Raw genomic sequence first — 13,401 nt, 5'->3', positions numbered from 1 at the left:
TCCAGTGAATAGGGTCGTGACATCGATGCTGGCCTCCACCCCAGTCAGCATCTTGAATCACAAATCACCCCAGCTGGGAATCCCCACCAGATTCACACTTCGGGAAACGTGCTCTAGAAGCTGTATGCTAAAAACTGGGCGGCGAGTTGGCGGAGACGACTTCGCACTCTTCGTCGCCCAGATTGCGGAAGCGGTGCGGCGTGCGGCTGTCGAAGTAGTAGGCATCGCCGGAGCCGAGCACGCGCACCTGGTCGCCGACCGTCACTTCGAGCCGGCCGCGGATGATGATGCCGGCTTCCTCCGCATCGTGGGTCAGCATCTGCGCGCCGGTATCGGCGCCGGGGGCGTAGCGCTCGTGCAGCATCTGCATCGCCTTGCCCGAGAGATCCTGCCCAACCTGGCGATAGGAGATGGCACCGCCAGCCAGTTCCACCAGCTCCTTGGCGGTGAAATAGATCTGCGGCTTGGGCGGGGCCTCAAGGGCGAAAAACTCTGCTAGGGAGATGGGGAAGCCGTCGAGCAGCTTTTTCAGCATGCCGACCGAGGGCGAGGACCGGTTCTGCTCGATCATGGATATGATCGCGTTGGAGACGCCGGCGCGCTTCGCCAGTTCACGCTGTGAGAGATCGTGCGCCTCCCGCAGCGACTTGAGGCGACCGCCCAGATCGAACCCGGTGTCCTCGGCCATGTTAAATTCAGCATCCCAATGGCTTGGTCGCTTAATATAATGAACAACTGTACCCAGGATCAAGGCTCATCTGGCCTTAAATTGTAAACATCTGGGCACACTTGTTCGGTTTGTTGAACATTGCTATGGTGCCGCCAATTTCCACTGGCCTTGAGGACCAACCCCATGTCCGCCACCGCCAAAGCGGCCGCGCAGCCGTTTACTCCGAGCGCGTTCGAGCCCACGCCGAATAACCTCGAATCCTTCTGGATGCCGTTCACGGCGAACCGGCAGTTCAAGTCCAAGCCGCGCTTGTTCGTCGGCGCGGAGGGCATGCACTACACGACCATCGACAACCGCAAGGTCTTGGACGGCACCGCGGGCCTGTGGTGCGTGAACGCCGGCCACGGCCGCAAGAAGATCTCGGAAGCGGTCGCCAGGCAGATCCAGCAGATGGACTATGCCCCAGCCTTCCAGATGGGCCACCCCAGCGCCTTCGAGCTGGCCTCGCGTTTGACGCACCTAGTGCCAGGTGATCTCGACCACGTGTTCTTCACCAACTCGGGTTCAGAGTCGGTCGACACGGCGCTGAAGATCGCCCTCGCCTATCACCGCGTGAAGGGCCAGGGCGCGCGCACGCGCTTGATCGGCCGCGAGCGCGGCTATCACGGCGTCGGCTTCGGCGGCATCTCGGTCGGCGGCATCGTCGCCAACCGCAAGTTTTTCGGCCCGCTGCTGAACGGCGTCGATCACCTGCCGCACACCCACAATCTCGAGAAGAACGCCTTCACCCGCGGCCAGCCCGAGTGGGGCGCACATCTCGCAGACGATCTGGAGCGCATCGTCGCGTTGCATGACCCCTCGACCATCGCGGCTGTCATCATCGAGCCGGTCGCCGGTTCCACCGGCGTGCTGATTCCGCCCAAGGGCTACCTCGAGAAGGTCCGGCAGATCTGCGATAAGCACGGCATCCTGCTGATCTTCGACGAGGTCATCACCGGCTTCGGCCGTCTGGGCTCGCCATTCGGCGCCGAGCATTTCGGCGTGCAGCCCGACATGATCACCTGCGCCAAGGGCCTCACCAACGGCGCGGTTCCGATGGGCGCGGTGTTCGCGCGCAAGCACATCTATGACGCCTTCATGGAGAACGCCGCGGAGAACGCCATCGAGCTGTTCCACGGCTACACCTACTCCGCCCATCCGGTGGCGTGCGCAGCGGGTCTCGCCGTGCTCGACATCTACAAGGAGGAAGGCCTGTTCGAGAATTGCCGCGACCTCTCGAAGTATTGGGAAGATGCGGTGCATTCGCTGAAGGGCATCAAGAACGTCATCGATCTGCGCAACATGGGCCTGATCGCCGGCATCGAGCTCGAGCCGATCCCAGGCAAGCCGACGGCGCGCGCCTTCAATGCGTTCCTGAAGGCATATGACAAGGGGCTCCTGATCCGCACCACGGGCGACATCATCGCGCTGTCGCCACCGCTGATCATCGAGAAGAGTCATATCGACCAGATCTTCAGCATGCTCGCTGACATCCTGAAGAACCTGGACTGATATCGGCCGCGTACGCGCGGCCACTGAACCGAAACAACCGGTCGGCGGAGAGAGCTCCGCCGACTTATCCTTTAGACAGGGAGTGCTTACTATGCTGATTGGCGTGCCAAAGGAGATCAAGAATCACGAATACCGGGTGGGCCTGACGCCCTCCTCGGTGCGTGAGCTGGTCCATCACGGGCACAAGGTGCTGGTCGAGAGCAAGGCGGGCGCCGGCATCGGCTTCGATGACGCCACCTACCAGGCGGCCGGTGCCGGCATCGCGGCCAGCGCGGCGGAGGTCTTCGGTCAGGCCGAGATGATCGTAAAGGTGAAGGAGCCGCAACCGGTCGAATGCAAGATGCTGCGCAAGGGCCAGCTGCTCTACACCTACCTGCACCTGGCGCCGGATCCGGAGCAGACCGAGGGGCTTCTGAAGTCCGGCTGCACGGCCATCGCCTACGAAACGGTGACCAGCGCACGCGGCGGCCTGCCGCTGCTCGCACCGATGTCGGAGGTTGCCGGCCGCATGTCGGTGCAGGTCGGCGCGCACTACCTGGAGAAGGCGCAGGGCGGCGCCGGCATCCTGCTCGGCGGCGTGCCCGGCGTGCGCGCGGCAAACGTGGTTGTGATCGGCGGCGGCATCTCCGGCACCCATGCCGTGCGCATGGCGCTCGGCATGGAAGCCGTCGTGACCGTGATTGATAAGAACCTCGACCGCCTGCGCGAGCTGGATGAGGTATTCGGCTCCAGCCTCAATACGATCTATTCGACGGTCGACGCGATCGAGCAATACGTGGTCGAGGCGGACCTGGTGATCGGTGCCGTGCTGGTGCCGGGCGCCGCCGCACCCAAGCTGGTCACGCGCAACATGATCAAGAAGATGCGCCCCGGCTCGGTGGTGGTGGACATCGCGATCGACCAGGGCGGCTGCTTCGAGACCAGCCATGCGACGACGCATGCCGATCCGGTCTATGTGGTGGACGGCATCACGCACTACTGCGTGGCCAACATGCCGGGCGCGGTCGCGCGCACGTCGACCATCGCGCTCAACAACGCCACCCTGCCCTTTGCCGTCGCCCTCGCCAACAAGGGTGCCCGCAAGGCACTGGCGGACGATCCGCACCTCTTGAACGGCCTCAACATCCATGACGGCCAGGTGACCTACAAGGCGGTCGCGGATGCGCTGAAGCACAAATACGTGCCGGCGCAGCAGGCGTTGGGGATGTAGGCGCCCCGATCGAACGAGAGCATCAGGCGGGGCCGCGAGGCCCCGCCTTTTTCATGCCGAGGGCCGCGAGAAAGGCGCGCACCATCGGCGAGCGCGCGAGCGTGGTGCGCGTCGAGATATCGATCCGCCGGCTGAGCGGCGCGCCGCCGGGCGTGCGGATGACCACGCCCTTGGCGCCTGAAAACCGGAGCGCCAATTCCGGCACAAATCCGACCCCGAGCCCGGCCGCGACCATCCGCAGGACCAGGTCGTAATCATCGACCGTATGGGTGATCCGCGGCGCGAAGCCCGCCAGGGCGCAGGCGCGTTCGGCAAGCTGCCGGTCATCTGCTTGCCGCGATCCGACGATCCAGCCTTCCTGCGCCAGGCGTTTGAGGCTGATCGGCTCGCGGGCGCGCCGCCACCGCTCCGGCAGCGCCAGGAGCACAGGCTCGTGCATCAGCTGATGCGAAACGAGGCCGGCGATATCCGGTCGAGGCGCCAAACTGTAGGCGAAGCTCACCGCCAGGTGGCAGCGTCCGTCGCGCACGGCTTCGATTGCATCCGCCGACTCAAGCTCGTGGATGATCACGCGCGCCTCCGGATGCTTTTGCCGCATCCGGATCACGGCCGGCAGGAGGCGCGCCTTCGCGAAGGTTGAGAAGCTCGCGATCTCTAGAACGCCTTTGGGCTGGTCGGTGGAGGCTTTCAGGTCCAGCTCGGCCGCCTCGACCGCCTGCAGGATGGCTTCGGCATGCGCCGCCAGCCGGTCGCCTTCTGCGGTGAAGCGCACACGCCGACCGACACGCTCCAGCAAGGCGACCCTGGCCTCGCGCTCCAGAATCGCCAGTTGCTGCGACACGGCCGAGGATGTCATCCCGAATGCATGGCCGACTGCGGTCATGGTGCCGCGATGGGCCAGTTCCCGGAGCAGCCGGAGTCGAGTGAGATCGAACATGCAGTAAATCTAATAGATATCGTTAGACCATTGAAGTGGACCTAAGCGAATAGCAGGCGCTACAAGCGGCGACAGCTCCCATTTCCATCGAGGTAAGATCGAAATGACCGCCGTATCTCTCCTGGGAATCCCCCACGACGATAATTCTTCCTTCATGAAAGGCCCCGCGGAGGCGCCGCCGCTGATCCGCCGCGAACTGCAGAGCGATGCCTACAGCATCTGGAGCGAGATGGGCGTCGATCTGGGTGCGGCCGGCCGGCTCATCGATCATGGCGATCTCGTGTTCGACGCCGCCGCAGATCCATGGGGCGTCATCGAGCAGAATGTCGGACGCGCCCTGGAGTCGGGCGAACCGCTGATCTGCCTGGGTGGCGACCACGCCATCACGCACCCGATCATGCGCGCCGTGCGCCGCCGTCATCCCAGGTTGACCATCCTCCACATCGACGCGCACGCGGACATCTATCACGCCTACCAGGGCAATCCACGGTCGCATGCCTCACCGTTTGCACGGATCATGGAGGAGGGTCTGGCAGACCGCCTGATACAGGTTGGCCTGCGCACGATCAACGATCATCATCGCGACCAGTTCAAGCGGTTCGGTGTCGAGGTGATCGAGGCCGGCTGCTGCAGCCAGCCTTTCCGGCTCGACATCACGACGCCGGTCTATGTCTCGATGGATATCGACGGGTTGGATCCGGCCTACGCGCCGGGCGTCTCGCACCGGGAACCGGGCGGCCTGTCTCCCCGGCAGGTGATCGATCTTATCCACACCATCGATCAACCGATCGTGGCCGCCGATATCGTCGAATATAACCCGCGCTGTGATCTCTCGAATGTGACCGCGACGGTTGCCGCAAAGCTGCTGAAGGAGATCGCCGGCATGATGGTGAAGACCAGGAAATAGACGGTCTACAGCACCTCGATCCCTTCCTCGGCCTCGGCGAGGAAGGGGCGCGGGTCGGCCAGGCGGAAACTGGCTTGAAGCGGCTTCACCGACCTGATCCGGTCGATACGGAAGAAGCGGACAGCGCCGCGCAACCGGTCCCACGCCAGCAGATACCAGACCGGCACATTGAGGTAAAGGAATTGCGGCTCGACCTCACGCGAGGTGACCACGCCGTTCTGGTCGACGTATTCGATGGCAACGCATCTGGTGTTGAAGAAGGCCTCCGCGATGCCGGTGAGCGCGCTGCGCTGCGGCGGAGAGAACGATGCTATCACCCGTTCGGACGCCGGCGCGCCGACCAGGATCCGCTTGCGCAGCGCACGGATCTTGCCCTGGTAGCTTTCGGAAAAGGCGGCGACGATCTTGCGCTTGATCGCAGCCAGCTGCTGCAGGAGCAAGGGTGAGTTCATGCGTTCCGCGATCGCGATGCTGAGCAGCAAATCGATGGCTTCCGCCGGGCTGAGATGCAGGCGGCCAAGGGCCCAGTTGCGCTGCAACCGCAAGCCACCACCACGCCCGCGATCCGAATCGATCGGCACCCCGCTGTCACGGAGAATCTCGAGATCGCGGTTCAGTGTCCGGATGCTGACGCCAAGCTCGGCCGACAGCTCCGCTGCGGTCACGTGCTCCCGCGCTTTCAGGAGGCCCTTGAGTTCCTCCAGTCGGTGCAATCGTGACGGGATGGCGCGCCTGGTCATCGATCAAATATGCCATTAAGTGGCATATTCAGTAATAAGATGCCGGGGATTAAGGCAAGCAAGAACGGATGACGCAGATGAACGGACCTTATGTCATGTTGGCCCCGATTCAACTGAAGGACGGCCTGGGCGAGAAGGCGCTGATAGAGGCCTCCGACGCTTTCCAGACCCATTTCGTCAGCCGGCAGCAGGGAATCCTGAAACGCCTGCTTTTGCGGGCAAAGGACGGCAGCTATGCCGACCTCGTGTTCTTCGCGAGCAAGGGGGCCGCCGATCGGGTCGTCGAGGCCGAAAAGAGTTCAGAGGCTTGCCTGGATTACTTCAAGGTGATGGACATACCGGAGGACATGTCACCGGAGATGGGTGTGATGGGCTTCGAGCAGGTGAAAACCTACGAATAGGTCCTCTGCGTGGCCGAGCAGCTGAAGCACTTCTTCAACGAGCAGCTTGTCCGCTCCATTGCGGACGAGCTGCGGCGTGCGTATCCGTCGCTCCGCAAGGATCGCTTCGTGGCGGCGTGCATGAAGGGATTGACCGACCTCGAGCTCATCGCGCGCGGCTGGCACATTGCGGAGGTGATGCGTGCGTTCCTGCCGCACCCGTTCGCGGCGGCGGCCGACATTCTGATCGCCTCGCTGGGGCCGGAAGCAGAGCGGACCGGCGAACTCGGGATGGCGCCCTTCCGGTATCTGCCGCATGTACTGTTCGTGCAGAAATACGGCCTCGAGGATTTCGATCCGGCGATGCGTGCGCAGTATGAGCTCACCAAGCGGTTCTCCGCGGAATCGAGCATCCGGGCGTTTCTGGTGCACTACCCGGAGGCGACGTACGAGCGCCTCCAGACCTGGGCGCGCGATGACAACGTGCATGTGCGCCGTCTGGTTTCCGAGGGCACGCGGCCGCGATTGCCATGGGCGCCGCGCTTGCGGGCGTTCCAGGACGATCCGCGTCCGGTCATCGCCTTGCTTGAATTGCTTAAGGATGATGCCGAGCGGTATGTGCAGCGGTCGGTGGCCAACAACCTCAACGACATCGCCAAGGACCATCCGGACCTGGCGGTCTCGGTCTGCCGCGAATGGCTCCGTGATGCTTCGCCAGACCGCACGTGGATCGTACGGCATGCCCTCCGGTCGCTGGTCAAGAAAGGGCATCGCGGCGCGTTGGCTGTGCTGGGCGTCGGCGCAAAGCCGCAGGTCGACCTGTCGGGCGCGTGCCTGGTGCCGGCGAGTGCCAGGATCGGCGAAGAGATCCGCTTTTCCTTCGAGCTCCTGAGCACGGGCAAGCGGCTCCAGGAACTGCTGGTCGACTATGCCGTGCATTTCGTGAAGGCGAATGGCACGGCGCGCGCGAAAGTGTTCAAGCTCCGCAAGATTGCCTTGCCGCCATCCGGCCGCGTGGAGTTGGGAAGCGCGATCTCCCTCAAGGACATGACGACGCGGCGCCACTATCCCGGGCGCCATCAGATCGATGTGCTGATCAACGGCGTCCCCTACCCGCTCGGCGCATTCGATCTCCGCGCCGGCGCGGAACCATCGCGGGGCCAGAGGCGGTCCGCTCGTTGAGTGTCCTGTCCAACCATGCGCCTGCTGCTGATGCCGGCCGGAGTTCGCGGGGCTCAGCTTCTTGTCACGGTCGGGCCACACCCTCACCGTGCCGGGCACCTGCATTTCTGCACCACGAAGACGATGGGATTGTCGGCACGGTGATCATTGATCCCGCACCATAGTGCACAACTATCCGATCAAGATTGTCTGGCGGTCTATTGGATCTCTGCAGGCTGTGCTATCGCGCGCGATCCAGACGAGAGAAGACCAAACATCGCGTTCCCGTATTGCACCGTGCGACCGGGAGAGGGTCTGTGCATTCAGGGCGGCCACCGAGCGCGCCAGATCGCCGACGGTCTGAACAGGAAGGCTTCGGGTCGACCATATTGCCACGAGTATCGCCAGGGCTACAGAAAGCAAGGCGAGCCAGCCGCTTGAACGGCTTATTGCGACGAGTAACGGAATGCCTAAAAAGAGAACGAGAAAAAACAACGTGCTCCATAGGCCAAGTTGCAACGCAGGCAGTTTCAGCCCAGAAACCCGCTCCAACTTGCGCCACCAACCTGAAACCCTGCGGCCGCGCACGAGGTCTTTCAGAGGTGTGTCGGGACGAAGGTCCAAGCCAGGCCCGTCTTTGAGAATTGCCCTCTTGATGTGTCGATAGGCAGACGCGGAGAGGCACGGGAACGGGCCTCTCTCGACGGGATGCACGCGCCGGCACGTCGCGTCAAATACATCGCCGAACGTCAGCCACTTCTCCGGCTCCTCATTGCCGAATTTGATTCCGAATGCGGCTTCGATGGCCTCGATGAAGTCGACGTCGTCCAGATCCGGATTCTTGCCAAAGAGACTCTTCGTCATGACCGGCCTCAGAGGAGATCAAGCATGCAATTCTGGCACAATGGTTGGTGTAGGCATAGTTAACGCCGCGAAGCGAGCGCCGAGTTCTCGACCTTGATCCGCCATGCCAGCAGGATCACGTTCACGACGGTGAAACCGAGTGCCAGCGGCCAGGAACCGAGGGCGAGCGGCAGCAGCGCGATCTCCAGCACGACCACCAGATAGTTGGGATGCCGCAGGAAGCGATAGGGGCCGGCGCGCACCAGCGGTGCGTGTGGCACGACAATGATGCGCGTGGTCCAATAGCGCCCAAGGCTCGCCATGGTCCAGATGCGCAGCCCGAGCACCGTGAGATAGGCGATGGCGGCCCAGACCTGGAATAGCGTGAGGCCGAACAGCACGAACGCCCACAGTACGGCCAGCCAAGCAGTGTGGAGGAAGACGATGGCGGGGTAGTGCCCGCGCCCGATTTCATATGCGCCCTCCGCCAGCAGCGCCCGCGTGTTGCGGCTGGCGATCACGAGCTCGATCAGGCGCTGCAGCGTCACCAGCAGAAGCAGGCCGGCGCAAAAGAGCTGGTCCTCGGTCAACGACAATTCCCCAATCAGGCCATCGCCGGGTTCGCCCCGACGACCCAAGTGCGAAGCCACATAACGATAGCCTGGATCCCCAGGTCCCGCCACGTCGTGGCGATCCGGGGATTACAGGGCATAAGTATAGCAACATCACCCCTCAATGATCTGGAATCCGGCGCTGAAGCCGGGGCCCAAGGCGGACATCAGGTGACGGCCGGATAGGCCGCGCTGCATCGTCCGCTGCAGCACGAACAGGACGGTAACGGCCGACATGTTGCCATAGGCGCGCAGGATCTCGCGCGCTTCGGCCATCGTGCCCTGCGGCAGGCTGAAGGCCTGCTCGAGCGCGTCCAGCACCTTCACCCCACCAGGATGGCAGATATAGCCGGCGAGATCGCCTGCGCTGATCCCGCAGCGCGCGAGGAAGGAATCGGCGGCCGCACGCATCTCCTCCCGCACCAGGGTCGGGATGTCGCGCGAAAACAGGACGCCGAGACCGTCATCCTCCACGTCCCAGCCCATAACGCGCAGGGAATCGGGCCACGTCTGCATGCCGGCGGGACCAAGCCGCAGACCGGACGAGCCCGGCCGCCCGATCACCATGGCGGCGGCACCGTCACCGAACAGGGCCGCGCCGATGATGTTGCTCTTGGACATGTCGCTGCGCCGGAAAGTGACGGAGCAAAGCTCGACCGCGAGGAACAGCACGTCGCCATCCGGCACGGTGCGCGCGAGCGCCGCGGCGTGGCTGAGGCCGATCACGCCGCCCGCGCAGCCGAGGCCGAAGATCGGCAGGCGCAGAATCGTCGACGGCAGCTTCATGCGATTCAGCAGCAGCGCATCGAGGCTGGGAGTGGCGATGCCGGTGGTGGAGGCGACCACGACGGCCGCGATGTCGTCCGGTTTGCGCCCGGCCTGTTCCAGCGCCTGGCGGGTCGCGCTCTCCAGAAGCTCAACCGCATTCGCCAGGTACCGCTCATTACGCTCGCGCCAGCCGTGGGACTGGAAGTACCACTCCATCGGGACACAGGAATAGCGCGTGACGACCCCGGCATTCTCGAACACCGGCATCAGGCGTTCAATCTCCGAACGCTCGCGATCGAAGACCTGCATCGCCGCCCTTACCACGTCGGCCTGATCCAGGCGAAAGCGCGGGACGGCGGTCGTGACCGACAGAATCGCCGGCGGATCATTTTCGGCGAGGAGAGCCGCTCTTTTCATCATGCTTCCTCGCTCAGTGATCATGTGCCGCATCGGTGGCGAGCCTCTCTGCCTCTATCGGATGTTCTCCTTCGCTACGCGCCAGGACAACCGGCAGGTGATCAACTTCCCTTGAGCGAACTCGGCAGGCCTGAGGGACGCACAGAAGGCCGCCGCCAGCGTGTATTCGCGGCACGTTTCTCCTTTCCGGAGCAGAGCTGACAAAACCATGACGAGGCCGCTTTCACAACGAAGGGGCTCACGGGGTTGGGCGACGAACGAGAGTGTAATCCTGGCCCGTGGGTATGGTTCCCTCACCAAAAAACTGCGCGGCGGCCTTTGACACGGTCTGTTGCCAACTCCTCCGTCTGAGACATGCGCGCGTTACAAGCGACGCCGATATGTGCTGGTGCCGACGCGCCCCGACATCCGCGCCGACCCGCCCGCACCGCGGCGGAAAGCATCCGTGATGTCTCATGTTGGAGAATCCCTATGAAGAAGATTGTGATGGCCACCGCGATCGCCCTTGTGGCCGGCACGCCACTCGCCTTTGCCAAGCCCACGCCGATCAGCAGCCTCGAGTTGAGCACAATGCATTGCGGCCAGGCCGAGCAGGCGATCACACAGGATCGCGCTGCCTACAAGTCGTATTCCGACTTCCTGGTGGCGAAGCAGAATGCGCTCTCGGTATGCCACCAGGCCAAGAATAGCAACGACAAGGCACATGGCGGCCTGGCAAGGTCTTAAGGCGCCAACACAGCGAAAAGCCCCAACTCACTCAATCGTCGACCGCACCTTTCCCTCGCGGGAAGGGTGCGGCACAGCCTCAATCACCCGCACTCAAAGGAGAAACCGATGAACAAGCTCATTCTTGCGACCCTTGCCGCCACGATGCTGGGCGCGCCGTTCGCGTTCGCGGATAGCACTCCCGCCGCCGCAGCGCGCACCAACACTCTCTTGACGGCATCAAACCCCGGTGCGCGATGCGCGGCATTGGATGCACGTTTCGATCGGGTGGAGGCAACACACAAGGGCAGCCCCAACGTGACGGCTGCCCGCGCGCTCCGTACCGAGGGAGAGACCCTTTGCTCGTCTAACCAGCAGGTTGCCGGTGCCAAGTATCTCGCATCTGCGCTCAAGATGATCGAGGTTCAGCCAAGGTATCTCGCAGAACTTGAGGCGTCGGCCCCATGTCATCGCGCGTTACAGAACGTCCAGGCCGCAGAGACATGCGGCGCTACGCAGCTGTGAAATTGTTGCAACTGTCGACGCGAAGGACATCCACGCCGACACCTTCGAACCCGACGCCAGAGGCGTTGCGAGAAGGCTCCCTTGATGTCCGTATACGAAGGAGAGATCCGTGAGAAAGCTGATCATCGCGACCGCCGCCGCCCTCGTACTCGGCGCGCCGCTCGCACTGGCCGCCGACGCGGTCACCGCCACCCCGTTTCCGAACAAGCCAATCAGAACGCACCAGATGTATGCCGCGGCGTCCACCCTGCCGGAGCGTTGCACTGCCCTCGGTGCGCAGTTCGACAAGGCAGAAGCGACTCACAAGACCAACAAGAACTATGCGCGAGCGCTTAATCTGCGCAACGAAGCGCAGAGCATGTGCAGCACGCATCAGGCAGGTGCCGGCATCAAGAAGATCGAATCAGCCCTCACCATGATCGGCTTGAAGCCGATGAAGGGCTGAGCGTCGGCCTGCGTATCGCCCCTCTCACGCCAGGGAGGGGCGATTCACTTGGCGGAACTTGCCGCCCGCCTCCGGTTGCCGCTAAATGGCGGCGCATGTGCACACACGCTTCCGATCGCTTGTTCCGCACGACCCAGCGCTCTAGGCGCGGCTGGACCGCATGAGGTGGCGGCTGGGCGGCATCGGCGATGCGCTAGCCGATCGAAACTTCCGCATCTATACCGTCGGTTCCATCACGTCCTGGATCAGTTTCTTCGTCCAGGTAGTGGCGGTGTCGTGGACCGCGTGGGAGCTGACCCACTCCACAACCTGGCTCGCGATCATCGCGCTGCTGGATATCGCGCCGAATGTGCTGCTGGTGCCGCTCGCCAGCACGCTCGCGGACCGGATGGACCGCTTCCGCATCGTGATCGTGAGTTATGCGCTGGCGCTGGTGCAGGCGCTGGCGCTCACTGTCCTCGCTTATGCCGGATGGCTCACCATCTGGCCGCTGGCCGTCCTGGTGCTCCTGCACGGCGCGATCCACTCCTTCAGCGTGCCGGCGGCCTACGGCATGCTGCCGCGCTTCGTGGCACGCGAGCGGCTCGCCTCGGCGATTGCAGTCAACAGCGCTTATAACCAGGCCGCCATCGTCGCTGGGCCGGCACTCGCCGGTTGGCTGATCCTGCATCATGGCGTCGCCATCGCCTTCGCTGCCAACGTGCTGGGCTATCTGGTCTATCTCATCTCGGCCGCGTTCCTGCGCACGCCGGTGGACTTCAAGCAGCCGCCAAAGAGCGGCCGCTCGGTGATGGGCGATCTGACCGACGGTGCGCGCTACATCTTCGGACACCAGGGCATCAGCACGCTGCTGATCCTGATGCTGCTGGGCGATGTGCTGGCGGTTTCGCTCTATCACATGCTGCCGGCCTTTTCGGCCGAGACCCTGGGGCGCGGCGTGGAAGGCATGAGCGCGATCCTTACCGCCTATGGCGTCGGCGCGACGCTCGCGGCGCTCTGGCTGGCGCATGGCGGATCGGCGCGCGTCTCGCCGATAATCGTGCTGCGCGCCTTTGCGATCTATGCCTGTGCGATCGGCGGATTGATCCTGATGGGAAATCTGTGGCTTGCCGCTGGTGCGGCCTTGCTGTGGGGCATAGCCGGCCAGATCCGCAGCACCGGCACGATCGCGCTGCTGCAGACCTCGATCCCCGATGAGCAGCGCGGGCGTGTGATGGGCACCGAGTTCCTGTTTTCGCGGATCGCGGGAGGGATCGGCACCTATCTGGTCGGCAGCGTTGCCGAACGGCAAGGCCTGGAGCTGCCGATGCTCAGCGTGGTGGCACTATGCCTCGCAGCGTGGGGATGGGCGTATGCGAAACGCAACCGTATCGGTGCGGCGTTCGAGCCCGCAGCCGCCAGGGTGTCCCCGCCCGCGCCGTGAGGCCGGGTGCGCGCTCCGTTATCGCGCGACCGTGCCGGAGCAATGCGTATTCGCAGTCACTTCCCGCGCAAATGAGCCGATGCTGATCCGGGAGGGCAGATTGCGATC

The 13,401-nt window shown here is 63.7% G+C and carries 15 protein-coding genes; 9 read left to right on the top strand and 6 right to left on the bottom strand.

Annotated elements, in window-relative coordinates; genetic code table 11:
• Positions 1-127: 127 nt before the first annotated feature.
• Positions 128-688 (bottom strand): cupin domain-containing protein, encoded by a 561-nt coding sequence (locus DTX69_RS10390; RefSeq protein WP_119301456.1) that lies wholly within the window; start codon positions 686-688, stop codon positions 128-130.
• A gap of 165 nt (positions 689-853) precedes the next feature.
• On the opposite strand from DTX69_RS10390, the gene DTX69_RS10385 reads away from it, so the two are divergent.
• Together DTX69_RS10385 and ald are read left to right on the top strand one after the other, a co-directional pair.
• Positions 854-2,221, top strand: a complete 1,368-nt coding sequence (locus tag DTX69_RS10385; protein ID WP_119301455.1) for an aspartate aminotransferase family protein — start codon at positions 854-856, stop codon at positions 2,219-2,221.
• A 91-nt stretch (positions 2,222-2,312) separates the two neighbouring features.
• Positions 2,313-3,431, top strand: a complete 1,119-nt coding sequence (gene ald, locus DTX69_RS10380) for an alanine dehydrogenase (protein ID WP_119301454.1) — start codon at positions 2,313-2,315, stop codon at positions 3,429-3,431.
• Positions 3,432-3,453: 22 nt separating this feature from the next.
• On the opposite strand, the gene DTX69_RS10375 is transcribed toward ald, so the two are convergent.
• Complete coding sequence (locus DTX69_RS10375) at positions 3,454-4,368, bottom strand: LysR family transcriptional regulator (RefSeq protein ID WP_119301453.1); 915 nt, start codon at positions 4,366-4,368, stop codon at positions 3,454-3,456.
• A 103-nt stretch (positions 4,369-4,471) separates the two neighbouring features.
• Here DTX69_RS10375 and speB point away from each other — a divergent pair, with 103 nt between their 5' ends.
• Entirely contained in the window at positions 4,472-5,275 is an 804-nt protein-coding gene (gene speB, locus DTX69_RS10370; protein WP_119301452.1) for an agmatinase, read from the top strand.
• A 5-nt stretch (positions 5,276-5,280) separates the two neighbouring features.
• Here the strand turns inward: speB and DTX69_RS10365 are convergent, their stop codons facing one another.
• Entirely contained in the window at positions 5,281-6,015 is a 735-nt protein-coding gene (locus DTX69_RS10365) for a helix-turn-helix transcriptional regulator (protein ID WP_119301451.1), read from the bottom strand.
• 68 nt (positions 6,016-6,083) lie between these two features.
• On the opposite strand from DTX69_RS10365, the gene DTX69_RS10360 reads away from it, so the two are divergent.
• Together DTX69_RS10360 and DTX69_RS10355 are read left to right on the top strand one after the other, a co-directional pair.
• A complete protein-coding gene (locus DTX69_RS10360; RefSeq protein WP_284735676.1) occupies positions 6,084-6,416 on the top strand; it encodes a hypothetical protein in 333 nt (110 codons plus the stop codon).
• A gap of 9 nt (positions 6,417-6,425) precedes the next feature.
• Positions 6,426-7,577 carry a DNA alkylation repair protein gene (locus DTX69_RS10355; RefSeq protein ID WP_119301450.1) on the top strand — a complete coding sequence of 384 codons (1,152 nt, stop codon included), beginning with the start codon at positions 6,426-6,428 and terminating at the stop codon, positions 7,575-7,577.
• A 171-nt stretch (positions 7,578-7,748) separates the two neighbouring features.
• On the opposite strand, the gene DTX69_RS10350 is transcribed toward DTX69_RS10355, so the two are convergent.
• The 3 genes from DTX69_RS10350 to DTX69_RS10340 form a co-directional block, all read right to left on the bottom strand.
• Positions 7,749-8,420 carry an acyl carrier protein gene (locus tag DTX69_RS10350; protein WP_119301449.1) on the bottom strand — a complete coding sequence of 224 codons (672 nt, stop codon included), beginning with the start codon at positions 8,418-8,420 and terminating at the stop codon, positions 7,749-7,751.
• Positions 8,421-8,479: 59 nt separating this feature from the next.
• Positions 8,480-8,989: an isoprenylcysteine carboxyl methyltransferase family protein gene (locus tag DTX69_RS10345; RefSeq protein ID WP_119301479.1), complete on the bottom strand. Its 510-nt coding sequence runs from the start codon at positions 8,987-8,989 to the stop codon at positions 8,480-8,482.
• 135 nt (positions 8,990-9,124) lie between these two features.
• The gene (locus tag DTX69_RS10340) at positions 9,125-10,198 is read right to left on the bottom strand and encodes a type III polyketide synthase (protein ID WP_162917061.1); all 1,074 of its coding nucleotides are present in this window, start codon (positions 10,196-10,198) and stop codon (positions 9,125-9,127) included.
• Between the two features lie 468 nt (positions 10,199-10,666).
• On the opposite strand from DTX69_RS10340, the gene DTX69_RS10335 reads away from it, so the two are divergent.
• From DTX69_RS10335 to DTX69_RS10320, 4 genes are all read left to right on the top strand, one after another.
• Entirely contained in the window at positions 10,667-10,921 is a 255-nt protein-coding gene (locus DTX69_RS10335; RefSeq protein WP_119301447.1) for a G protein-coupled receptor family protein, read from the top strand.
• A 108-nt stretch (positions 10,922-11,029) separates the two neighbouring features.
• A complete protein-coding gene (locus DTX69_RS10330; protein ID WP_119301446.1) occupies positions 11,030-11,425 on the top strand; it encodes a hypothetical protein in 396 nt (131 codons plus the stop codon).
• Positions 11,426-11,534: 109 nt separating this feature from the next.
• A complete protein-coding gene (locus DTX69_RS10325; protein WP_119301445.1) occupies positions 11,535-11,870 on the top strand; it encodes a hypothetical protein in 336 nt (111 codons plus the stop codon).
• 160 nt (positions 11,871-12,030) lie between these two features.
• Positions 12,031-13,293, top strand: coding sequence for an MFS transporter (locus tag DTX69_RS10320; RefSeq protein ID WP_119301444.1), 1,263 nt, complete (start codon positions 12,031-12,033; stop codon positions 13,291-13,293).
• The last annotated feature ends 108 nt before the right edge of the window (positions 13,294-13,401 follow it).

Origin of the sequence: Dongia deserti, from assembly GCF_003574735.1 — a bacterium.
In the GTDB taxonomy this organism is placed as follows: Bacteria; Pseudomonadota; Alphaproteobacteria; order Dongiales; family Dongiaceae; genus Dongia_A; species Dongia_A deserti.
Note: the sequence above shows the minus strand (reverse complement) of the source record. Positions and strands in the feature narration are given on the sequence as shown.